This is a genomic window from Exiguobacterium sp. N4-1P, assembly GCF_002214325.1.
On record NZ_CP022236.1, the window covers coordinates 2,144,687 to 2,166,751 of the forward strand.

The 22,065-nt window shown below is 45.6% G+C and carries 22 protein-coding genes and 1 pseudogene; 7 read left to right on the forward strand and 16 right to left on the reverse strand.

Annotated features, from left to right (window positions below; translation table 11 throughout):
• Nucleotides 1–65: 65 nt before the first annotated feature.
• From A0126_RS11070 to A0126_RS11085, 4 genes are read right to left on the reverse strand one after another with little or no spacing between them, the layout of a single operon-like run.
• Nucleotides 66–845: a hypothetical protein gene (locus tag A0126_RS11070; RefSeq protein WP_088837638.1), complete on the reverse strand. Its 780-nt coding sequence runs from the start codon at nucleotides 843–845 to the stop codon at nucleotides 66–68.
• Nucleotides 846–882: 37 nt separating this feature from the next.
• Complete coding sequence (gene ytpR, locus A0126_RS11075) at nucleotides 883–1,491, reverse strand: YtpR family tRNA-binding protein (protein WP_088837639.1); 609 nt, start codon at nucleotides 1,489–1,491, stop codon at nucleotides 883–885.
• A 53-nt stretch (nucleotides 1,492–1,544) separates the two neighbouring features.
• A complete protein-coding gene (locus A0126_RS11080) occupies nucleotides 1,545–2,342 on the reverse strand; it encodes a DUF1444 domain-containing protein (RefSeq protein WP_088837640.1) in 798 nt (265 codons plus the stop codon).
• Nucleotides 2,343–2,397: 55 nt separating this feature from the next.
• Nucleotides 2,398–2,706, reverse strand: a complete 309-nt coding sequence (locus A0126_RS11085) for a thioredoxin family protein (protein WP_029331186.1) — start codon at nucleotides 2,704–2,706, stop codon at nucleotides 2,398–2,400.
• A gap of 126 nt (nucleotides 2,707–2,832) precedes the next feature.
• Between A0126_RS11085 and A0126_RS11090 the strand changes: the two genes are divergently transcribed.
• Entirely contained in the window at nucleotides 2,833–3,123 is a 291-nt protein-coding gene (locus tag A0126_RS11090; RefSeq protein WP_029331187.1) for a hypothetical protein, read from the forward strand.
• A gap of 164 nt (nucleotides 3,124–3,287) precedes the next feature.
• Here A0126_RS11090 and A0126_RS11095 read toward each other — a convergent pair whose 3' ends face one another.
• Together A0126_RS11095 and A0126_RS11100 are read right to left on the reverse strand one after the other, a co-directional pair.
• The gene (locus A0126_RS11095) at nucleotides 3,288–4,301 is read right to left on the reverse strand and encodes a PTS sugar transporter subunit IIC (protein ID WP_088837641.1); all 1,014 of its coding nucleotides are present in this window, start codon (nucleotides 4,299–4,301) and stop codon (nucleotides 3,288–3,290) included.
• A gap of 147 nt (nucleotides 4,302–4,448) precedes the next feature.
• Entirely contained in the window at nucleotides 4,449–5,519 is a 1,071-nt protein-coding gene (locus tag A0126_RS11100; RefSeq protein ID WP_088837642.1) for a M42 family metallopeptidase, read from the reverse strand.
• A gap of 123 nt (nucleotides 5,520–5,642) precedes the next feature.
• Between A0126_RS11100 and A0126_RS11105 the strand changes: the two genes are divergently transcribed.
• Together A0126_RS11105 and A0126_RS11110 are read left to right on the forward strand one after the other, a co-directional pair.
• Complete coding sequence (locus tag A0126_RS11105) at nucleotides 5,643–5,945, forward strand: PepSY domain-containing protein (protein WP_029331190.1); 303 nt, start codon at nucleotides 5,643–5,645, stop codon at nucleotides 5,943–5,945.
• A gap of 57 nt (nucleotides 5,946–6,002) precedes the next feature.
• A pseudogene (locus tag A0126_RS11110) lies at nucleotides 6,003–6,373 on the forward strand (DUF1304 domain-containing protein).
• 70 nt (nucleotides 6,374–6,443) lie between these two features.
• Here A0126_RS11110 and A0126_RS11115 read toward each other — a convergent pair.
• Nucleotides 6,444–6,959, reverse strand: a complete 516-nt coding sequence (locus A0126_RS11115) for a hypothetical protein (RefSeq protein ID WP_029331192.1) — start codon at nucleotides 6,957–6,959, stop codon at nucleotides 6,444–6,446.
• 116 nt (nucleotides 6,960–7,075) lie between these two features.
• Complete coding sequence (gene trmB / locus A0126_RS11120) at nucleotides 7,076–7,717, reverse strand: tRNA (guanosine(46)-N7)-methyltransferase TrmB (RefSeq protein ID WP_088837643.1); 642 nt, start codon at nucleotides 7,715–7,717, stop codon at nucleotides 7,076–7,078.
• 441 nt (nucleotides 7,718–8,158) lie between these two features.
• Here trmB and alsS point away from each other — a divergent pair, with 441 nt between their 5' ends.
• Together alsS and budA are read left to right on the forward strand one after the other, a co-directional pair.
• Complete coding sequence (alsS, locus tag A0126_RS11125) at nucleotides 8,159–9,853, forward strand: acetolactate synthase AlsS (protein WP_088837644.1); 1,695 nt, start codon at nucleotides 8,159–8,161, stop codon at nucleotides 9,851–9,853.
• 15 nt (nucleotides 9,854–9,868) lie between these two features.
• Nucleotides 9,869–10,582, forward strand: coding sequence for an acetolactate decarboxylase (gene budA / locus A0126_RS11130; protein WP_029331195.1), 714 nt, complete (start codon nucleotides 9,869–9,871; stop codon nucleotides 10,580–10,582).
• A 329-nt stretch (nucleotides 10,583–10,911) separates the two neighbouring features.
• Here budA and A0126_RS11135 read toward each other — a convergent pair whose 3' ends face one another.
• The 6 genes from A0126_RS11135 to pepV form a co-directional block, all read right to left on the reverse strand.
• On the reverse strand, nucleotides 10,912–11,709 hold the full coding sequence (locus tag A0126_RS11135; protein ID WP_088837645.1) for a phosphotransferase family protein: 798 nt from the start codon (nucleotides 11,707–11,709) through the stop codon (nucleotides 10,912–10,914).
• A gap of 51 nt (nucleotides 11,710–11,760) precedes the next feature.
• On the reverse strand, nucleotides 11,761–13,929 hold the full coding sequence (gene pulA / locus A0126_RS11140; protein ID WP_239456740.1) for a type I pullulanase: 2,169 nt from the start codon (nucleotides 13,927–13,929) through the stop codon (nucleotides 11,761–11,763).
• Nucleotides 13,930–13,967: 38 nt separating this feature from the next.
• Nucleotides 13,968–14,834: a hypothetical protein gene (locus A0126_RS11145; protein ID WP_088837646.1), complete on the reverse strand. Its 867-nt coding sequence runs from the start codon at nucleotides 14,832–14,834 to the stop codon at nucleotides 13,968–13,970.
• Nucleotides 14,835–14,843: 9 nt separating this feature from the next.
• The gene (thpR, locus tag A0126_RS11150; protein WP_157898490.1) at nucleotides 14,844–15,359 is read right to left on the reverse strand and encodes an RNA 2',3'-cyclic phosphodiesterase; all 516 of its coding nucleotides are present in this window, start codon (nucleotides 15,357–15,359) and stop codon (nucleotides 14,844–14,846) included.
• A gap of 5 nt (nucleotides 15,360–15,364) precedes the next feature.
• A complete protein-coding gene (locus A0126_RS11155; RefSeq protein WP_088837648.1) occupies nucleotides 15,365–16,510 on the reverse strand; it encodes an MFS transporter in 1,146 nt (381 codons plus the stop codon).
• Between the two features lie 64 nt (nucleotides 16,511–16,574).
• Nucleotides 16,575–17,972 (reverse strand): dipeptidase PepV, encoded by a 1,398-nt coding sequence (pepV, locus tag A0126_RS11160; RefSeq protein WP_088837649.1) that lies wholly within the window; start codon nucleotides 17,970–17,972, stop codon nucleotides 16,575–16,577.
• Nucleotides 17,973–18,279: 307 nt separating this feature from the next.
• Here pepV and A0126_RS11165 point away from each other — a divergent pair, with 307 nt between their 5' ends.
• Nucleotides 18,280–18,498, forward strand: coding sequence for a DeoR family transcriptional regulator (locus A0126_RS11165; RefSeq protein ID WP_029331202.1), 219 nt, complete (start codon nucleotides 18,280–18,282; stop codon nucleotides 18,496–18,498).
• Between the two features lie 110 nt (nucleotides 18,499–18,608).
• Complete coding sequence (locus A0126_RS11170) at nucleotides 18,609–19,241, forward strand: SDR family oxidoreductase (protein WP_088837650.1); 633 nt, start codon at nucleotides 18,609–18,611, stop codon at nucleotides 19,239–19,241.
• A gap of 74 nt (nucleotides 19,242–19,315) precedes the next feature.
• On the opposite strand, the gene A0126_RS11175 is transcribed toward A0126_RS11170, so the two are convergent.
• Nucleotides 19,316–20,035 carry a pseudouridine synthase gene (locus A0126_RS11175; protein ID WP_029331204.1) on the reverse strand — a complete coding sequence of 240 codons (720 nt, stop codon included), beginning with the start codon at nucleotides 20,033–20,035 and terminating at the stop codon, nucleotides 19,316–19,318.
• Nucleotides 20,022–21,686: a putative polysaccharide biosynthesis protein gene (locus A0126_RS11180; RefSeq protein WP_088837651.1), complete on the reverse strand. Its 1,665-nt coding sequence runs from the start codon at nucleotides 21,684–21,686 to the stop codon at nucleotides 20,022–20,024. Before A0126_RS11180 ends, A0126_RS11175 begins: the two co-directional genes overlap by 14 nt.
• Nucleotides 21,687–22,065 lie beyond the last annotated feature (379 nt).

Genomic DNA, 22,065 nt, shown 5'->3' on the forward strand with positions numbered 1-22,065 from the left:
AATTCACGTTCCGGTTCGTACCATCGGGCTTGGGTACAAAACCTGTACCATTATAGCAAACCGACTTATTTTTTACCATGTAAATTATTTTGTTCACGTCGTGCACGATACATCGCCATTAAGTCTTTAGTTGTCATCACAACGTTGACAGGCGGTCCAACAGGTTTCTTGACTGCACTTGACTGTACTTGTGTTTTTTCTTCAGCGCGCTTTTCCGTGAAGACATGTTGTTCTTGCACGGTTTCCGTCTCAAGGACATGTTCGACGGTGTTTTCCGAAGAAATCTCATCTCCGTTTTCGACGGGAGGTTGTTCCGTGTCTTCACTTAAAGATGTCACTTCTAATGATTCATCTTGTTGTTTTAGTTCAGTAACCGGTTCTTCTTCAACTGGCTCTTGTTCCGTTAGAGCTGAATCAAAAGATTCTACAGCAAATGCTTCAGTTGATGACTCGATTGATGGGTCAGGGTTGAGTAGTTCAGAATCCGTCACTGGAACAAGACCTGCGTCTACTTCGGTTAAGTCCGTCTGTTCCATCGTCTCGATCCCTGACGCTTCAATTGTTTCATCTGTCATGTTCTCAAGCGCCTCATCGGTTTTTCCCTCTTCTGATTCACTTGAAACGTCCATTTCCGATTCAATCGAAGTTACATCTTCTTGGATCGACCGTTGCTTTTTAGGCCGTTGGAATCCGTAAATAGGCGATGGAACATCCGTCAACACGAAGCGATCTTCTCGCTCTTCTTTTTTCGGTCGTTCGACTGGAGTCGTCTCTTTTTCGCCCGCTAATTCCCGTCGAATCCGTGCCGCTTGTTCCTTCAATGACTGTTCGTAACGATTGCTCATTCCTTCACCCCTCCATCTTGTTAAAAAATCGGCCGAATCAACGGCCGATTAAGAATGCCTCTCCAGTATGTGCTGAATCCTCTAATACAAGAATTCCTTTTTCTTGTGGTGCGTCTGGTAATGCGAGTTCACGGGCAGAACACAGCATCCCGCTTGACGGTATACCTCGAAGTGCAGAAGGTCGAATGATTAAACCGGATGGCATGACCGCTCCTGGTTTAGCAACGACAACTTTTTGTCCTTCTGCGACGTTCGGCGCGCCACAAACAATTTGAAGTGTGTCTCCGTCCACCTCGACTTGGCAAATCGATAGTTTATCCGCATCCGGATGTTTTTCACAAGAGCTAACGTATCCAACAACGAATTTTGGTGAGTAATCGATGTCATCGATTACAAACGTTACGCCGTTGTCCGCTAAAACGCTTTGAATTTTTTTGACGAGTTCGGGTGTCAGTTCAACTGGTCCGACTGCATTCAATTCAAATTGCTGTGACGCTTCAAAAATATTGTATCCAATCACGCGCTCATGATGGAAAATCGTCGCGACAGCACCTGCACGTTCAGCCGTAACTTCCGCTCGTGGTGCATCTGATAAGATGACCATCAAGACGTCTCCGACACCTTCTTTATTATAAAACACATTCATTCAATCCATGACTCCCTTCAGACTTTCTCACAATGCTTATTGTATCAGATTATTCAAGGTTTCGGATGCTTGTTTTTCGCAAGGACGAAGACCGGTTCAAGATTTCCGTCTTCATATAGGAATGGGAGTGCCGTAACCGGTACACGTCCATTTGTGAAGAAGTCAAACATTAGCTGTTGCAAGACATCATAGCCCGCGTCATTTCGGATATCCGCAAAAATTAAGACGTCCTGATGAGGAATCCCAATCGAAAATTCGCCTGTCACTTTGTCTGCATAATCTGCTAACAATTGTTTGTTGAGGACGCGGCTAGCCTCATAGCCATCTCCTGTACTCAAGAAATAAAAGACATTTCCTGCGACTTCATCGACCTTGAATGGTGCTTCGAGCGACTTCAAGTTGAAGCGTGCTGCTTCAGACAAGTGTTCAGTCGTCCACCCCGCCTGTTCAACTAAATCTTCATCAATTAGGCGATAGGTCGCTCCTAAGTCAAGAGCGTACATGATTTTTGTTTCACCCGTATGTGGCGTACTGATGATTCGCTTGCCATCTTTCGTTTCGTCAGCGAACGACTTCGCTCGAATGACTGGTAATACTTTTTGTTCATTTCCGACTAATGAGACAGGCTCCGTTTGTTCTAGAACCGCTTTGATGTACTCAATCGTCTCTTCAACAGCAATGACACCTCGCCGCTTTGCCTTTGCGACGAGCGGGTTTAATCCAAGGTCAACGCCCGTCCGGTCTTGTTTTCGTTCAATCCGAAGGACCGATTTTTCACGATCAAAGTACGTCGTATAACGTTCTTCTTCAAATGCTTCCGTCACCATACGGCGAATTTGTTGCAGTTCCATGGGTCATTTCCATCCTTTCTTAATGAAAAAAAGCGAGACAGCGCTCGCTTTCGTGTCAGACTGTTTCTAAAAATTCGGTCACTTGTTCAGGTGTTTTACGTTCTTTTCCGACGTAACGTCCTGTTTCTTCGTTTCCACGATAGGCAACGAAACTCGGAATGCCGAAGATGTCCATTTCCTGGGCAATTTCCATATGTTCATCACGGTCGACGTAATAAAATTCAAACTCACTGAATTTACTTTCGATTTCTGGCATGAACGGATCGAGAAAGCGGCAGTCCGGGCACCAGTTTGCTGAAAAGAGAAAAACAGCATTTCCTTGCTTCGCTGTTTCAAATAGTTGTTGAGAATCAAGTTTTTTCATGGTAGTTCCTCCTTTGATTACTTCTTAATTTCATTGGGTACATCATAGCATATTCGAATGTTTCTGTGCGTTTTCACGCTCTGTTTGCTATACTTCAACTAGAAAACGCCTTGAAAGGAAATCACTATGACGGACCAACCTATTAAACATCCATTCGAACGTTTCGTCGGCTTCGTCGGAATGACGAGTTGCCTTCGCTACGGTTACTCTTTTATCGATTCTGAACGAGGATTACCTGAGATTTTAGCATTCTTAGTTATCGGGTTTGCGATTATCCTTGTCCTTGAAGCACTCGGGAAACGTGTCGCCCGAAAGTTACCAGTCGTCCGGATGCGTTACTTGACCCCCCTCTATTTAATTTATCTCTACGTATTTCTGACGAGTTTCTACTCGAGTTCGTTCGGTTTTTCTTTATAATGACAAAAGGGACTGACTTAAAAGTGTGAACGACTTTTAATTAATTAGAAGTGGCCGAAGATCCCGTGAAAAGTGGGATCATCGGCCATTTGATCGATGAAGGACGGAAACGTCCGCCACAAGGATTATTTTTTTTGACTTATGAGTCAGCCCTTTTTTTAGATTCAATAGTCGATTTTTAAATCGCCATCCTTAATACGTCCATACCGGTACAATACCCGGTAAATTAGATAACTGATGATTGCCGGAGCGACGAAACATAGGATGCCGACAGCAAGATAATATTCTGTCGTGAAGCCCATTGTCTTCAGTACCATCAATGGACCAACTAATCCGCTCGTCCCCATTCCAGAACCCGCCGGATTACTCTCGAGACTGAACAAGACTGTCGCGAATGGTGCCAACAACGCACCGGCAAGCGTTGGGGGAATAATCGTCCACGGATTACGGATGATATTTCCGACTTGAAGCATCGATGTCCCGACCCCTTGTGCAATCAATCCACCAATCCCGTTATCACGATAACTGATGACACCAAATCCAATCATTTGGGCTGCACAACCGATCGTCGCTGCCCCTGCGGCTAATCCATCCAGTCCTAACATGATGCCTAAAGCAGCACTTGAAATGGGCGCTGTCAATGCGAGTCCCATGACCGTCGCAACAAAAATCCCCATCAGCAGCGGTTCGCGTTCCGTTCCCCAGCGAATGACTTCCCCGAGATCCGTCATCAACGTTCCAATCCAAGAACCGATATACTTCCCACTTAAAAAGCCGATCACTAACGTAAGTAAAGGTGTCACGATAATATCGAGACGCGTCGTTTTTGAAAACAGTTTTCCGGACTCCGTCGCAATCAACGCCGCGATATAGCTCCCGGCAGGTCCGCCTGCTTCATAACCGAACGCTCCGACAACGACTGCTGAAAATAAAATCAACGGCGGTGCCTCTAAAGCGAACGCGACAGCAACACCAATCGCTGGTCCTGTCAACGCAATCGCTTGATCCCCAATCGTGACGAGAATCGATGCATCGACTCCACGTGTCATCAAACCGTCGCCAATCGTTTTCAGAATCAATCCCATAATCAACGAGCTAAATAAACCGAGCGCCATATAACTGAGCACTGTAATGAAATAAATCCGAGGGCTTAATGATATTCCTTTATCTTTTAACAAGTCGCCACGTCCTTTTCGTCAAATCAACGTTATTATAACAAATTTCCCATAAAAGAAAACACAAATGTTATTTCATCTGACAAGACATGTGTTTCGCGAAAAAGAAGGTGAATTTGTCCATAGAGACAAATCCACCTTCCGGATTGCTTACTTCACTTGTAGTGTCGCGAGCGTTGTCGCATCCAATTGCGTGACGAGTTTTTTCAACAACTCTTTCGCCGCATCGTAGTCATCCGTATGCATGATTGAAGCATGCGTATGGATATAGCGAGCCGGTAAGCCGACGACCGTCGTCGGAATCCCATTGTTCGAACGATGAATGACACCGCCATCCGTCCCGCCCGCTCCAACATAATACTGATACGGAATCTGATTCGATTCTGCCGTATCAAGTACATAATCCGTCATTTCCTTCGATAGAATCATGACGCTATCCTTGATGCGTAACAAAGGACCTTGACCAAGTTGACCAAACTCCGTTTTATCGCCTGAAGCATCGTTCGCTGGTGAAGCGTCGACAACAAATGCGACATCCGGATCAATCATGTTCGTCGCCGTCTGTGCTCCGCGTAATCCTACTTCTTCTTGGACAGTTGCACCAGAGAATAAGACATTCGGATGATCGGCTGCCTTCGTCTCTTCAAGCAACTCAATCGCCATACCGACCCCGTACCGATTGTCCCAGGCTTTCGCCATGATTTTTTTCGGATTCGCCATCGGTGTGAACGGGAAGAATGGAACAGCCGGAATTCCTGGTCGAACGCCAAACGATTCCGCTTCTTCTTTTGAATCCGCCCCGATATCGATAAACATGTCTTTGATCGCCATTGGTTTATTCCGCACTTCCTCTGTTAAGAGATGTGGCGGTGTCGATGCGATGATTCCCGGAATGATTCCATGATCGCCGCAAATCGAAAAGCGTTGTGCAAGTAGAACTTGACTCCACCAACCACCTAGCGGCTGAATCCGAAGCATCCCGTTCTTCGTGATTTGTGTGACCATGAAGGCAACTTCGTCCATGTGACCTGCGACCATCACTTTCGGACCATCGGCCTGACCCGTCCGTTTACCGAAAATCGATCCGATACCATCTGTAACGATTTCATCCGTCACCGGTGTAATCCGCTCTCGGACGAACTGTCTGACTTCATGCTCAAACCCCGGAGCCCCGTTCAATTCCGTCAATGTTTTAAATAGATCTTTTGTCTTTTCATTCACTATGTATCGCCTCCTATTTTTCTATTATACAAAAAAATGCTTCAATCACTTAAGCTTTTGTTTCTATCTTGACGAATTATTTGGTACAGTAGGTATAGAAACCTGTAAGGAGGGGAAATTTTAATGAAAAAACGCTATTGGATTATCGGTTTGGCAGCAGCTGTCGTTGCAACTTTCGCAGTTAAGAAGGCTGTCGACAACAAACAACTATCTGCCGAGGAAGCTCTCGAAATCACGAAACGCACATTTTCAGCAAAAGGACGTGTCCAAGGTGCATGGATCTCTGCAACACCAGAGGCGTACGCATATGAGTCACGTGACTACCAAAGCTACAAAGGTGGCATCTCGGTCCTTGAAGGTGACGATGAAAAAACGTATCAATTCACAGTTGATGCAGAAACAGGCGCTTTACTCGAATACGCATAATATCGGGACCATACTTCGTCAGTCGAAGTATGGTCTTTTTTTAAGGAGCGAACTTTCATGAACCTACTCGGAACGATTCTTGTTTTACTTGTTGCCCTTGAACATTTCTATATTTTAGCTCTTGAAATGTTTTTCTTATCTTCAAAACCAGCGCTTCGTACGTTTGGACTGACGAAGGAAATCGCAGCAGATCCACGCATCAAAACATTGTTTGCCAATCAAGGATTATACAATGGTTTTCTTGCTGCCGGATTGATTCTCGGTCTTGTCCTTGATTCATCTGTCATTCAACTGTTTTTCTTAAGTTGTGTCATCATCGCCGCCCTGTACGGTGCAGCGACAGCAAATCAGCGACAGCAAATGTCTCGATTCTCTACAAACAAGGACTGCCTGCCATTTTGGCATTTCTCGTCGTATTATTTTTTTAGTTCAAAAAAAACCCACCTCTTCGGAATCTTACTTCCTCTTAGGCGGGTGTTTCGTTTTGTCCGACAACGATTAACGTGGGTTATCGTTACGTTCGTAGATCGGGTTCATGTATTCACTTGTCGAATAAAGACGTGGTACGACGACATAAAGTACAATTGCTGGTACGGCAATCAACAAGATCATCAATAACATCGGTAACCAGTAGACTACTTTCTGCTGTAAGTTGTTCGAGTTTTTGTCGATGTATTCTTTGACGCCATCTACTTTCGCAGCATCTGCGTTCGTCAACATCTCTTTACTCTCCGTGTTATAGAAGTGGATTTCACGTTTGATTGTGATAAAGATGCCATCACGGACTGTCTCGATGACAGCGATTCCGCCGATGATTTCTTCACCTTTTTCACCAGTGAATGTTTTCGGGTCCTCGATTTCTACAGAACCTTTTTTATAATCGTAATGCGAACTCTTTAATTCCTCGTCGAGAGCCTTTTCCATTGCTGACGTATCAATCGCAGCGAATACCGATTGACCGATACTCAGCGCGAGAAAGAGTGCTGTTACGAAGGCTAAGCTTTTTTGCCACATCCCCAAATTCCCCCTTTACCTGTAAGTACAAGTTCTTCAGTCAACAACATTGTACCAATTAATAAGAAAAAAGTGTGAAAGAAATACCAGGAAAATAAGAAAACTTTTTGTCTAAATCATTTTCCGTACGTTGCTTCCATCCGATAAATCGGTTGACCAAGTGCTGAAAAACGTTCTTCGTACTCCGTTCTGACGTTATCTTCCGGCTCATTAACGTGTAAATCAAGCGACATCCAGTCGAATGTCATACCGTAAGCTGACATCGTCATCAGGCTCGATTCAAATAGTTTACGGTTATCCGTCTTAAAGTGAATCTGACCTTGCTCCGGCAAAATGTCTTCGTACGTCGCGAGGAACGTCTTATATGTGAGACGTCGTTTCGCATGACGCGACTTCGGCCAAGGATCAGAGAAGTTTAAGTAGACACGAGTGACTTCTCCCTTTTCAAAGAAGTCACGTAAGTCTTTTGCATCGACCGTCAAGACACGGACGTTAGGTAGTGGCTCTTCGACCAATTTTTGAACGATTGCAACCGCAACACTTTCAAATAATTCAATCGCGATGAAGTTGATATCCGGGTGTTGCTTTGCCATACCCGTGATGAATGCCCCTTTTCCGGAACCTACCTCAATGTATAGTGGATGTTCATTTTTAAATTCTTCTGACCAGTTTCCTTTTAAGGTCGCCGGGTCCGCGATATAGATCGATGCCTGTTCTTTCATATAATCCAGCGCCCAAGGCTTGTGGCGTAAACGCATATTGTTCATCCTTTCAATTCTTAAATTATCCGCAGATAAGTTTATCATGATTCGGGTAATTATATAAGATGTTATTCGTTTAGCAGAGTCGAATGTTCAGCAGATCGTCACTTGAGAATTACTGAGCAATCTACTACACTTACTATACGTACTATCCCTAAAGGAGGTTTTGACATTGGAAAATTTCTTAATCATGTGGGCATCACCGATCGTTCTCGTCATGGGCGTGACTGCTCTTTTCGTTTGGGCGACATTCGGTAAAGTTGACGCTAAATAATCGCGATTCAGTAGGCATCTTGTGTTCTGTCACAAGATGCCTTTTTTACTTTCTAAAGGATTATGGTTGGTTTCTGACTAAAACAGATGTATAATTTCGATGAAACAGTTTTTATATTACAGCTATCAATCGACAAAATACGTTGATAAAGAAGGAGAATTGTAATGAACAAAAACGAAAACAGAGAAAATGAAAATTTAGTACAGAAAAAAACAGGAGCTGATTTGGTCGTTGATACGTTAATCGAGCAAGGGGTCGAATACATCTTCGGAATTCCCGGAGCAAAAATCGATTCTGTTTTCAACGTCTTACAAGATCGTGGTCCTGAATTAATCGTCGCACGTCACGAACAAAATGCCGCTTTCATGGCCCAAGCAATCGGACGTTTGACGGATAAACCAGGGGTCGTCCTCGTTACGTCTGGTCCGGGCGCATCAAATCTCGCAACAGGTCTCGTGACAGCTAACTCGGAAGGCGATCCGGTCGTCGCGATTGCCGGTGCCGTCTCACGTGCCGATCGACTCAAACGGACGCATCAATCGATGGACAACCAAGCACTCTTTACGCCAATCACGAACTTCAGCGCGGAAGTTCAAGATGCGGATAATATCCCAGAAGTCCTCTCGAATGCTTTCCGGACTGCCGAAACGACGTCCGGTGCTGCTTTCGTCAGTATTCCGCAAGATGTCGGTTTGAACGAATCAAACGTCACGTCCTTTAAAGCCGTACCGACACCAAAACTCGGGATTGCTCCAGAAGAATGGGTCGAAGAGACGGCCACACTGATCGAACAAGCGAAACTCCCTGTTCTCCTGCTCGGTATGCGTTCCAGTCAACCGGACGTCGTCGAAGCGATTCGCACTTTATTGAACCGTGTTTCGATTCCCGTCGTCCAAACGTTCCAAGCTGCGGGGACTTTGTCACGTGACTTAGAATCTAATTTTTATGGTCGTGTCGGTCTATTCCGCAACCAACCAGGTGACGCGTTGCTCGCTGAAGCGGATCTCGTCTTATCCATTGGTTATGACCCGATCGGCTACGATCCGAAGTTTTGGAACAAACCAACGAATAAACGGACATTAATTCATATCGACCAAATGCGGGCTGAAATTGATCACTTCTATCGTCCTGATCGCGAGCTTGTCGGTGACGTCGCGAAAACGATTGATGCGTTATCCGATCGTCTGAAGCCACTCGCCTTGTCAACAAGCACGGATACATTCTTGAACGGTCTTCAACAACGGCTCGTCGAGCGGGACGTCCCGCCGGTCGTCGAAGACTCGCTATTGACGCATCCACTTTATTTCATGAAGACATTACGCGAACAGATTGCAGATGACGTTACCGTAACGGTTGATGTCGGTTCACATTATATCTGGATGGCGCGTCACTTCCGTTCATACGAACCACGTCACCTCTTGTTCAGTAACGGGATGCAGACACTTGGTGTTGCATTACCTTGGGCCATCGCAGCGACACTCGTCCGTCCTGGTAAAAAAGCCGTCTCGATTTCAGGTGACGGCGGGTTCCTTTTCTCTGCAATGGAACTTGAGACAGCCGTCCGCTTGAATGCTCCGATCGTCCATTTCGTTTGGCGTGACAGCGGCTTTGATATGGTCGCGTTCCAACAAGAAATGAAATATAAACGGAAATCAGGCACATCATTCGGCGATGTCGATCTTGTGAAGTATGCGGAAAGTTTTGGTGCAAAAGGCTTACGCGTCAATCATCCGTCTGAACTCGTCGCTGTCATGGAAGAAGCTTGGAAAACAGAAGGACCTGTCATCATTGATGTTCCGATCGATTACAGCGATAATGCTGCGCTCGGAAAAGAAGTACACTTGGATCAATTAAACTGATAAGGAGATGAGCAGATGACGAACGATGATACGTTACTTCAAATCTCGACGATGATGGCGTTACTCGACGGCGTCTTCGAAAGCGAGGTCAGTTATGCGTCCGTTCTTGACGGGCGCGACTTCGGCATCGGAACCTTCGACCATCTCGACGGAGAAATGATTGGTTTTGATAATACCTTTTATCAATTGCGTTCTGACGGGAGCGCCCGCCCGCTCGACCCCGAAACGACGACACCGTTTTGTACGTTGACTCGATTTACTCCGACACAGTCGATTCAAATCGATCAAGAAATGACGAAACAAGACTTCGAGCATTGGCTAAGCACGCAACTCGCGACAATCAACAGCTTTTATGCCGTGCGAATCGATGGAGAGTTCACGGAAGTCAAGACACGGACGGTCGCACGCCAAGAACAACCATTCGTCCCGATCACGGAAGCCGTTGCGACACAAAGTGCACGGACGTTCGAACAGACGGAAGGGACACTTGCCGGCTACTATACACCACGCTTCGGTCACGGGATTGCCGTCGCCGGATATCATCTACACTTCATCGATCAAGCCCGCGAAGGTGGCGGGCACGTCTTCGATTACACGGTCAAGAACGTCACCGTCTCATTCGAAGAAAAACCACGCCTTGATTTACGTCTACCGACGACAGCTGCTTACCGAGAAGCAGATCTTGAAAGTCATGACATCGAACAAGAAATAAAAATAGCAGAAGGTTAATGTTCAGGCTGTAGACAAAGTTCTATCAGGAGATAAAGTGTCACGTTTCGTTGCTTTCCTCGGGCGAGGCGAGACAGGGCAACGCGAATTGTTTGCATCTCGATATAGCATGTTCACTCTTTATAAGAGTTTGTCTACAATCTGTGGTTAATTTTTTCGCTTCAACTAAAACCGCCAAAGCGCTTATTGCACTTTGGCGGTTTTTTAGTTATTTTCATTTTCTGTGACTCCTGCGGGAAACGAATGTTTTAACGGTATCACAGAAAAAGATGGTCGATCACCCGCAAGTGATGCCCACCTTTTTTCACTGGTCCAACCGCCCCTGCCGATTACATTTCATTTTCGAGCAACTGCGCGAGAAAAATATAACTTTCTGGCGCATCTGGATGTTGTGCATCTTCATGCCAGTAAATCGACAAAATCGCTTGCGCCACCACGTACCAATGCATGCGCTGTTTTAATTCAAGGGTCAACGGATGACCGTAACTCGCAAACCATTCCGGCCAGTATTCCTCGTCAACATAACTATAGAGCATCATCCCTAAATCATAGGCACGATCGGCGATGATCGCATCATCCCAATCATTTAAATAGAGATGACCATCCGCCCCCGTCAACCAATTGTTGTGATTTAAATCTGAATGACAAACGACTTGCTCATCCGTTCGGACAAGCGCTAAATGCGTCTCTAAATAACCAATCGCCTGTTCAATCAAGTTTGCTTCACGTAGCTCTGCCGGTTGAAAATAGAGCCGGCATTGACGCAATAGCTCGTCTGGTTCAATCGGTCGTTGATCAAGTTGTTGTAACATGAACAACAACTCTTTTGAATCATGTATTTTCCCTAGTAATCGGGCCACCTCTGGACGCTCCATCATTTCCGGTTCGAGCTCGTTTCCTTCAATGAATTGTTGCGCACTGATGACATCCCCACTGTAAATTCGTTTAGTCCAAAGCAACTTCGGAACGATTCCATCCGCCGATAAAATGGCTAAGAACGGAGAAGAGTTCCGCTTCAAAAATAATTTTGACTGTCCAGTCGAAGCGACGTACGCTTCACCTGTAATGCCACCTGCTGGCGTAAGCGTCCAGCCTTCGCCAAGCGCATCTAAAATATCTAATTCCATCATAATCCGCTCAACTTTTTAATAGATTTGCCATAAGGCACAATGAATATCTTAACATGTCGCAATCGTCGTTGACAACGGAAGCACTTTAATCTTGGCGACGCCTTTTTCGATTGGGGTGACGGATGCTTCATCACCTTGAACATGAAGATTCCACATCGGGTGATCGAGCGCAATCTCGATTGTTTCATCCGTCACATTATGCACGACGAGTGTTCGCTGCCAGGCATCATAAGAGTGAATCGCATCCACTTCGTAAGCGATGACACCCGGTCGCATCGGTAAAAAATGAAGCGATTCTTGAATCTGATTCGCCCAGTGCAAGCGGAAACCACCGTGCATCCGTCTAATCTGTAAGATATTTTTAATATAGTCGACCATCTCAAAATGACGATCCCGCAATGTCCAATCCAATCGATTAATGGCATCGGGTGCATTATAACTGTTTTCGACACCTTGTTTCGTCCGACCAAATTCTTGCCCGGCATGAAGAAATGGAATTCCCTCTGCTAAAATCACAATCGTTTGTGCAAGACGACTCATTCGTAGAAGTTGGTTTTCATCGAGATCCGGTCTAGCAAGGCTCAATTTATCAAACAGCGTATGATTGTCATGTGCTTCGACGTAGTTAATCGAGTAGGTCGGCTCTGGGAAACGACCGTACGTTTGATTCTCAAGCGTCACACTTCCGGCTATTCCGTTTCGAACCTCTCCTTCTTTCCAAAGATCGCCCGACACAAATCCACGGTCATGTTCATTAAACGTTGATCCCTTCAGTGCATCCCGAAAGACATCATTAAAATGACCAATCCCAGGCATCCGTGCAGCAGAGGAGCTAATCGCTTTTCGCCGTGCGGCTAACGGTGTCGCAAGATCCCATCCTTCCCCGTAGATGAGGATTGTCGGATCAATCGCATCAAGCGCCGTCCGAAGGCTGTTCATCGTCTCCACGTCGTGAATTCCCATCAAATCAAATCGGAAGGCATCAATTTGGAGTACCTCCGCGAAATAGGTCACGCAGTCAACAATCAATCGTTTCATCATAAAACGTTCTGATGCTGTATCATTTCCGACGCCCGTTCCATTCGCTAGCGTCCCGTCGAGTTCATAACGGAAGTAGTAACCAGGAACAAGATGTTCGAGTGCTGCCTGCTCACGAATATAGACATGATTCATGACGACATCAAACGTGACCCGGATACCGGCAGCATGCAGCTGATCAATCATCTCGACGTACTCGAAAATCCGCGTTCGCGGATTTGTCGCATCACTCGCATAGCTACCCGCCAGTGCGAACCAGTTTACGGGGTCGTATCCCCAATTGTATGGTGAGCGTGTAATTTCATCCGTCGAACCGAACAAATGTACCGGTAGAAGTTGAACGTGTGTTACGCCCAAGTCAAGCAAATAATCGAGTCCCGTCTTCTTCCCAGCCGGAGAACGCGTCCCCCGCTCGGACACACCCAGGTATTGTCCCGGGTGCGTCGATCCTGATGTCGCATCAATCGTGAAGTCCCGGATATGCGCTTCATAAATTACTGCATCCGTCGGTTTCACAAGAATCGGACGTTTTTTCCGCTTCGGAAATCGCTGCCTGATTTCTTGATCGACATCTGACAGGACGCCGAACCGTCCGTTCGCCGTCACTGCTTTTGCATATGGATCGACGACTTCGGTCGTCCCTAAGTACGTCGTCACGCGATAACGGTATCGGGCGTGTTCATATTCGCGAGCTAACGTAATTTGGTAAACACCACGATCGCCCCGTTTCATCTCGCTCGTTTTCAGAACTGTTTCTGTTGTATCGTAGATGACACACTCGATACGTTCCGCAATCGGTGACCAGACAAAAAGCGATAACATCCCATCATCCATCATGACGCCAAGCGGTCCTTCGTAACTATATTTACGATCGAACAACGATGTTTGAACAACACGCCCCGGAAAGATTCGAATCCGTCCCTGTGTCGCACTCACTAATTCATACACACTCCCTAACTCAATCGCTCCCTCTACTTCCAAAATGAGACGTGCGACTCCTCCGTCTTGTTGTTGCGAAATGACAGCATAATCGATGATTGCCTGATTTGAAACTAACTGCACGTCTTCTTTAGTGAATGACTGTTTCGATTCGACCAAAATCGATTGAAACGTCAAAAATTCCGCTGAAATTAATTGTGGGTGCATCAGCGCTAGTTCGCTACTTTTCATTTTCGTCATATGTGCGCGACAACATCAAAATTTTTGCCGCTCCCTCCTCACGTCTGAATCCGTTCATTCTCTTGATCATTGACCGCCATTTGAAATGTGATCGATGACGTTTCTTTTAGTATCTTTTCACAAACTCGCATTTGAAAAGCTTTTGTATAGGGGGCGGATGTATTCATTTTGTGTAACCAGTGTGCAAAATCGACTTTACTTACATAAGTAGTTTTCGACTCTTTCGGCAGTTGATCAAAATAACCTTTCGACGCAATGACGACTCGTTCGATTGGTAGTTCAAGTTCACTTCCTAAAACAAGCCGTAAAATATCTTCTGTCCGTTTCAAACTGATCAACGGATTCAGAATGTTTTTCGTCGGTGCCTTAAACGGCTGCTCACGCCATAATTTCTCTCGTTTAATATGATAGATGCTCTCTTCTCCATCCAACCAATCGAGTAAATAAATCGCGGATGGGCCGACGGCAAAGGAACTTAACTCGACTTCTCCTTGTTGATAATGAATGACAGCACGATAAAACAAACCGTATTGATCATTTAACAGATGGACCATCTGATAAAAGTCGAGGTGTCGCCGAAGCGGCAATTTCCATATCTCATCTTCAGTTGCCCCGCCCGCTACATAGAGCAACTTTTGAATCTCGACTCGTTTTTTATACCATTTATCAAACGCTGGCTTTGAGATCTGTTTCCCTGGTAACTGGACGACGACAGGAGATTTGAAAAATTGCCACCATTTCTTAGGACGGACGATCGTCTCGCCCGGAAACAAGTCTCCAGCTTCCCACTTATGGAATAGATTCTCGTAGTCTAACTGCCGTTGCTCTTTGTAGCGTTTTGAGACTTCGAGCGGGTTCTTCTCATACTTACTCTCTAAATCATATAACTTCATCAATAACGCCATGAGATCACCTCACTGTTCTTTCCCGCATCTAGCTAAGGTATTGATTCGATATCTCGGACGATCAGCTGGATGGATTTCATATAAAATAAGTTCCGTGACATTAATTTTCGCTTGTAGCGTCATGTCTGGCAATGGTTCTTCACAGTCTGCATTCCAGCGTTTCGCAAGTGTGATATGAGGAACGAACGGTTTATGTCGTTCCGGAGCCAGTTGATTCGCGAGTCGTAATAAAGAAGTCGTCTCTTCCACCCCCGCAGCGAAAACACGTGGACGGTCCTCATTACCGAACGTAACGAGATGATTGATTATCAAAGTGAACGGCTGAACAGTAGCTGCAATTTCTTTAAGACGACATTGCCATTCATTCAATTCGCGCTCCGTCAATCCACCTAAGAAATGTAATGTCAGATGAAAGTCTTCCTGGCCGTAGACCTGTTGATAGTAATGACCAAGATTAACCGCTTCAGATAACTGCTTCAACTCGAGGAGCGGTACAGGAATCGCGATAAAATAATGTCGGTCCAATTTAATCACTCCTTGATCCTTCCACTTATCAGATAGAGCACTGCCCCAAGCAAGCTACTACTTGTATATACCCAAAAGACACTATAAATTGTCCATTGTTCGAGGACAACGCCACTCATCAAATTGAAAATCGCGGTCGCAAGTCCCGTCGTAGTAGCCATATATGTACTGACAGCCGTAGCTACCATTGATGATGGGACAAGCGAACGCACATAGTCCAGCGCAACGGGAATCAGTAATCCAACAATCATCCCTTGTAGTGCCGCAAGGATCCATAACGAGAAGACCGGTGGTTCTAAAGCAAGCAATCCCGTCCGAACAGCAGATAAAATTGAGACAAACGCGAGGACAGGAATCGCGCCAAATCGCATTAAGACACGTGTCGCAATTCGCATGAACGGAATTTCGCAGAGGACAGCTACAAAAAATAAGGTCCCGACGAGTGCCGTCGATTCGCCTCGAATCGTAACATAACTTCCGAAATAATAGTTGTTCGCAAAAATCGGACCAAAGACGAGACTTCCACCTGCTAAAAATAACAGGAAGCGCTTATTTGAAAATAGTCGTGAAACGGGCATCCGTTCACTGACCGTCAACTGGACTGGAGCTGCTTCGATACCAATCAATACTAAGAACGCTAAAATCAGCGCTGCTCCACTTGCATAAAAAATCGCTCCGAGCGTCCCCCCTTCTGTCACCTGCCCAAGTACGAAGACAGCAAGCGCAAAACCAGCTGAACCGAATAAACGAAGTGCGCCATAATCGACTGATTTCCGCTTCGAAAATTCAATGGCGAGTGTATCGACTAACGGAATATGTGCACATTGGAATAAGGCCCATAAACATGCAATCAATAAGAGCAGGATGTAGACCGATGTCAGTAAATAACTGACAGTAAATCCTGCTGCTGCGAGGAGCGCAACGAGCAACAGACGTTTCGGTCGACCAAAACGATCAGCCGCGAGTCCCCATAGTGGTTGCAACAAAATCGATAAAATCGGACCGATCGCAACAATCGTCCCGATTTCTGAACCAGATAACTGAAACGCATCATTCGAAAAATAAAGCGTTAAGTACGGAATGAGTGCACCTTGCCCGAAGAAGATAAAAAAGTAGAGTGCCTGAAAGTGATATTTTTGACGATTGATCACGCGGTGTACTTCCTTTCAAGAATCAATCCCCCGTCATCGGTGTGCCGGGGGATTCATGTCCATATTATTTGGCTAGTTCATAAATCGCTTCTGCATAAATCGCGACCGCTAACAATAACTCTTCAAAATCAACGTATTCATCGACTTGGTGCGCGACTTCCGGACCACCCGGGAAAACTGGACCGAATGCAACACCTGCTGTTAACGAACGCGCGTACGTGCCTCCACCAATTGCAATCAAGTCCGCTTTTTGATTCGTGTGACGTTCATAGACAGCACTGAGCGTCTGAATCAATTCATGTTCTGGATCAACATGGTGCGGTGGCATGTGCGTCCGCGTCTGAAGGTCGAAACCATAGGCCGAAGCCGCTTCCTTGATCAACTGTAGACGCTCCGTGAAATCAGCGCTGTGCGGATAACGAATATTGAGTGACGCCGTTCCTTGTCCCTCTTCATAGCGGAAGACACCACCATTGATCGTTAAATCCCCCGTTTCATCTGATGCCGCGACACCCAATGCGACACCGCGTGAATCACGGAACATATGCATGACGAGTTCGATGTAACGCCGTCCATTGTAGTCGAGGTGAAGCGTACTTAAGAAACGAGCAAGGTGTAATGCCGCGTTTTTACCATTATCCGGCTCCATCGCATGCGCTGCTACTCCGAAGACGTCAAAGACAAGACCTTCTGCCGTTTGCTTCACTGTCCCTGTCAATCCTTGCTCTTCCAGGTAGGCATGGAATGAAGATTCAATCGATCCGTGTTCAGCTACATGGACCGTCGCTGTCGCATGACCCGGTACCATGTTCGGACGTTCTCCGCCTACGAACGTTACGAGATGATAACCTGTGTCTGCAGTTTGTGCTGGTTTCCCTTGGATCAAAAGGCCATCATATAATCCTTTTTCAGCATTGATGATTGGAAAATCAGCGTCTGGTGCAAATCCAATCGTCGGCATCTCTTCATGCTTGAAGTAGTGATTGACACAACGCCATTCGCTCTCTTCATCTCCACCAGCAATTAAACGAATCCGTTTCGATAACGGTAACCCTAACTCTTTGACGATTTTTAACGCATAGTATGCCGCAATCGTCGGTCCTTTATCATCAATCGCACCACGTGCATATAGTTTTCCGTCCGCTAGCGTCGGATTGAACGGTCCATACGTCCAGCTGTCCCCTCCAGCAGGAACAACGTCGAGATGGCAAAGAATCCCGAGCAGTTCTTCACCTTCACCATATTCAAGGTGCCCTGCATAACCGTCGACATTTTTTGTTTTGAACCCATCGCGCTCCCCAGTCGCTAACATCCAATCAAGTGCACGTTTGACTTCTAGACCAAACGGCGCCCCTTCTTGAATTGTTGTTTCATCGAGTATACTCGGTATGCGTAACAACTCTTTTAAGTCTGTCAAAAGTGCTTCGCGTCGCGTTAAAACTTCTTCTTTCCAATTTACCATATGACACCTCTCCCTTATCCGTTAATACGTTCACCTTTTCAGTATAGCGAATGTTCGGCGATTACGAACATCCAAAATCTTAATTCTTCCATTTCTCTTATTAAGACGAACATTAAAAAATAATAAAACGATTACATTCGTTAATCAATGTTCAATTTGTATGTTTTTTTCAATAACGTTCGGTTAAATTACTTGCATTCTATACTGAAAGAGTTATACTAAAGACGAAACAACTTGATATATCACCGTCTATTGTCACCCGAAGTTTTAGAACACTATTCTATCCATTGGGGGAGTGGTTATACCAATGAAAGATTCTACAGACCGTATGTTGACCCGAATTAAGTCGATCTATCTCTTTATCAACGAGAACGGAGCTACTACGACAGCAGAGTTGGTTGAAGAGTTTGGCATCACATCAAGGACCGTTCAACGGGATTTGAATGTGCTCGAATACAACAATCTCATTGTGAGCCCAAGACGTGGTACTTGGACATCAAGTAAAAAGCAACGCCAAGCCGGTTAATCAAGCAGTTTCAACACTATTTTTCTTTTACGACGCGAATCCTTCGCGTCTTTTTTTGTTTTTATTTTTAACAGACGGGTATACCTAGTCTAGAGAAGGAGATGATTTGAATGAATATCATTATTATTGGAGCAAACGGAACAACAGGTCGAAAAATGGTTGAATTGATTGCAAAACAAGGACAACATCAAGCGATTGCTGTGGTCCGAGAAGAAAATCAAATAAACGATTTAATCGCTCTTGGTGCATCTGAAGTACGAATCGGTGATTTAACAGAAGACATGTCGAATGTCGTTAAAGATGCTGACGTTACGATTTTCGCAGCAGGTGCCGGTGGAGCATCGGACGAATTGACTCGCGCTGTCGATAAAGATGGAGCCATCAAAGTCATCGATGCATCAAAAGCAAACGGAATTGAACGCTTCATCATGCTCAGCTCTGTCGGTACGGATAATCCGCGTGGCGAACTAAAAGTTTATCTCGAATCAAAAGCCGCTGCCGACGAACACTTAAGAGCGAGTGGACTTGATTACACAATCGTCCGCCCTGGTCCATTGAGTGATGAGGACGCAAGTGGTACAGTCGAAATCAAAGAACACTTTGAATCGTACGAAGATCGTAAAGTCCCACGTGCCGATGTCGCCACACTGCTCGTGACATTAGTCGACCACAAAACACAATCACGTCAATTCGAAGTATTAAGCGGTCCTTTCCCAATCGCGGAAGCACTCCGGAACGTTTAATCTGCTCTTCAATTGATGGAATCCAAATAAAAAAACGCTTCTGCCAAGTGCAGGAGCGTTTTTTGACACGACACTTATTCCGGTGTCCAGTCGAACAGCGCTAACTCGCCACGCGTCAGTTCACGGTACTCACCTGGTTCGAGTGTCGAATCAAGTGGCAATTCACCAATCGATAGACGTTTTAAATACGTCACTTCTTTTCCTAACGCCAGCATCATCCGTTTGACTTGATGGAACTTGCCTTCTGTAATCGTCAGTTCCAGAGTCGATGTCTCATCCGTTGCCTCTAAGATTACGAGTTTCCCCGGTTTCGTTTTATATCCATCCTCCAACGTGACACCTTCTTGTACTTCAATCACGTCTTCTTCCGTCAACGTACCGATGACTTCTGCATAGTACGTTTTCGCAACATGTTTTTTCGGTGACATCAACGCATGATTAAATGAACCGTCGTTCGTCAACAGTAATAAACCTTCCGTGTCTTTATCCAGTCGCCCGACCGGGAATGGTTTGAAGTACGTCACGTCCTCGAACAATAACTCAATCACTGTTTGGTCCCGCTTGTCTTCCGTCGCACTGATTACACCAGGCGGTTTGTTCATCATCAAGTAGATATATTTTTGATAAACGACAGGTTCACCATACATGAGAATATCTTGTGTCTCGACATCGACATGCTGTTTCGGGTCGAGTACAATCTCACCATCTACTTGAATCGCACCGGATTTTAAGAGTTGTTTGACTTCTTTACGGGAGCCTGCCCCCATATTGGATAACAATTTATCTAGCCGCATTGCCACGTCCTCGTTTCATTGAAAATTTTCTTCCTAATACTGCTTCTGCCAGTCCCGTCCAAATGGCTAATCCGGCAAAAATCACGATGCCAAGTCCCGCACCGACGATTAAAATCGCGAGCGACGCAAGTGTCGTTTCTGGCAAGAATGCAACCATTCCCCATTTCACGAGTGCAACACCGATACCCATGATGGCACTGATGATCGTGATTAACGATGTCCGGCGCAAGACACTACTGAACGGAAAATCGACCGTTTGGGTGATGCGGAAGAACATTAACCCTGTCGCGACGAGGTACCCGAGAATCGTTGCATACCCGGCACCCGTTCCGTCACCTGTCAAATGAATCAACGGTGCGTTTAGTAAATACTTCGTCACTAGTCCGGCAAGTGTCGCAATGATTGTAAAGTATTGGCGATTGATTCCTTGTAAGACGGCTGCCGTTACAGAGTAAAGCGCTAGGAACAGCGCACTTGGAGCATAACTTAAAAGATACACCCATGCCTCCTGGTCTTTCGGGAAGAGGACATGGAATGTCTCTTGACTCAATAAAATCATCCCGACGACGGCTGGAATCGTGACGAAAAATGCCAATTGATAAATTTGTGAAATTTGTTTTTTAACTTTTTTCATGTTGCCTTGCGTGAATGATGCTGTCAACAACGGCGTTGCCGACAACGACAATCCGGTTGCGACCGAAACAGGAATCAGGACGATTTTATGACTGTCGGCAATTAAATACGCTGTCGCGTTACCCGCTGCCTCAAGTGTATACCCGATACTTTGCAAGGCTGCGTTCATCGTATTTTGATCGATGACTTGATAAAGCGGCGTCGATAACCCGACCATGACGATCGGAATCGCATATGTCAAAAGTTCTTTGTAAAGATCTGTTAACGGCCGTTCCGGTGATTGAACCGTTTGACTGTCACGTAATTCTTGTAATCCGGGAGCACGCTTCCGGAAATAGTAAACGAGGATTGCCACACTTCCGATTGCTCCAATGAATGCACTGAAGGTCGCAATCGTTGCGGCCCATGCTGCATCCGCATCGAAGATATAAATCGCAATGCTAACACCTGCCAGTAAAAACACAATTCGAACGATTTGTTCAAGAATTTGCGAAATTGCTGTGGGTCCCATCGATTGGTAACCTTGAAAATATCCGCGCGTCATGCTCATCGGTGGGATGAGTAATAACGCGAAGCTGACCCCGCGAATCGTCATCGTCACGGCATCGATGTAAGAATCCGAATTGACGTCACCGCCAGGAATTGCCCGATGTGCAAGATAGGGGGCAAGTAAGAATAAGGCGATGAACGAAACGATACCGGTCAAAGACATGATCTTTAATCCAGAACGATACAGACGTTCACTCGTATCGTATTCGCCAAGTGCATTATATTTAGCGACGAATTTAGAGACGGCGACTGGAATACCCGCTGTCGCCAGCCCGATCATGATTGCATAGTAGTTATACGCATACGTATAAAACATGATGCCGGTCGCACCGACCATAAACTGAAAAGGAAACAGGTAAATCAGACCAAGGGCTCGTGAAATCAGTGATGCTCCAGACAAGAGCATCGTTCCACGAACGAATCCCGAGTTACTGGATGAAGTCGATTGCTTTTTGTTAACAGTGGCCATGGTAACTTCCCTCACGCTTTCTTTTTTTATTAAAATTAGACGAGAATACTCCCACTTTTAAACGTTCAGCGCGTAGTCCTAGTGTGAGTGGGAGATGAATCGTCTTCGGGCAAGACGTGTCTTCCGACACGTCAATTGTCCGACACTCTTAGTTTGAAAACAACCAAGATCAGGAATCCTCTACCTCTAAGCGAAGCGTAGGTGGAGGTAGTTCAACGCTTGACAACCTATAATATATTGTCTCAATTAACAAGTTCTATGATGCACAATTGCAAATCATTATACCGCTCCCCTCTCATAAAAGAAAGAGACGGTTTGTTTACAGACCGAACTTCTGCTAAAGTGGAACAAGCAGAAAACTATTCAATGAGGTGACAGC

Excerpts from the sequence above, each read along its gene's own strand:
- A0126_RS11090 (WP_029331187.1), top strand. The coding sequence starts at position 2,833 with ATGACGGACCAACCTATTAAACATCCATTCGAACGTTTCGTCGGCTTC.
- A0126_RS11080 (WP_088837640.1), bottom strand. The coding sequence starts at position 2,342 with ATGGAACTGCAACAAATTCGCCGTATGGTGACGGAAGCATTTGAAGAA.
- budA (WP_029331195.1), top strand. The coding sequence starts at position 9,869 with ATGACGAACGATGATACGTTACTTCAAATCTCGACGATGATGGCGTTA.
- A0126_RS11175 (WP_029331204.1), bottom strand. The coding sequence starts at position 20,035 with ATGCGGCTAGATAAATTGTTATCCAATATGGGGGCAGGCTCCCGTAAA.
- A0126_RS11145 (WP_088837646.1), bottom strand. The coding sequence starts at position 14,834 with ATGGCGTTATTGATGAAGTTATATGATTTAGAGAGTAAGTATGAGAAG.
- pepV (WP_088837649.1), bottom strand. The coding sequence starts at position 17,972 with ATGGTAAATTGGAAAGAAGAAGTTTTAACGCGACGCGAAGCACTTTTG.
- A0126_RS11105 (WP_029331190.1), top strand. The coding sequence starts at position 5,643 with ATGAAAAAACGCTATTGGATTATCGGTTTGGCAGCAGCTGTCGTTGCA.
- alsS (WP_088837644.1), top strand. The coding sequence starts at position 8,159 with ATGAACAAAAACGAAAACAGAGAAAATGAAAATTTAGTACAGAAAAAA.
- A0126_RS11085 (WP_029331186.1), bottom strand. The coding sequence starts at position 2,706 with ATGAAAAAACTTGATTCTCAACAACTATTTGAAACAGCGAAGCAAGGA.
- A0126_RS11070 (WP_088837638.1), bottom strand. The coding sequence starts at position 845 with ATGAGCAATCGTTACGAACAGTCATTGAAGGAACAAGCGGCACGGATT.
- A0126_RS11165 (WP_029331202.1), top strand. The coding sequence starts at position 18,280 with ATGAAAGATTCTACAGACCGTATGTTGACCCGAATTAAGTCGATCTAT.
- A0126_RS11135 (WP_088837645.1), bottom strand. The coding sequence starts at position 11,709 with ATGGAATTAGATATTTTAGATGCGCTTGGCGAAGGCTGGACGCTTACG.
- A0126_RS11115 (WP_029331192.1), bottom strand. The coding sequence starts at position 6,959 with ATGTGGCAAAAAAGCTTAGCCTTCGTAACAGCACTCTTTCTCGCGCTG.
- A0126_RS11170 (WP_088837650.1), top strand. The coding sequence starts at position 18,609 with ATGAATATCATTATTATTGGAGCAAACGGAACAACAGGTCGAAAAATG.
- pulA (WP_239456740.1), bottom strand. The coding sequence starts at position 13,929 with ATGACGAAAATGAAAAGTAGCGAACTAGCGCTGATGCACCCACAATTA.
- A0126_RS11180 (WP_088837651.1), bottom strand. The coding sequence starts at position 21,686 with ATGGCCACTGTTAACAAAAAGCAATCGACTTCATCCAGTAACTCGGGA.
- trmB (WP_088837643.1), bottom strand. The coding sequence starts at position 7,717 with ATGCGTTTACGCCACAAGCCTTGGGCGCTGGATTATATGAAAGAACAG.
- ytpR (WP_088837639.1), bottom strand. The coding sequence starts at position 1,491 with ATGAATGTGTTTTATAATAAAGAAGGTGTCGGAGACGTCTTGATGGTC.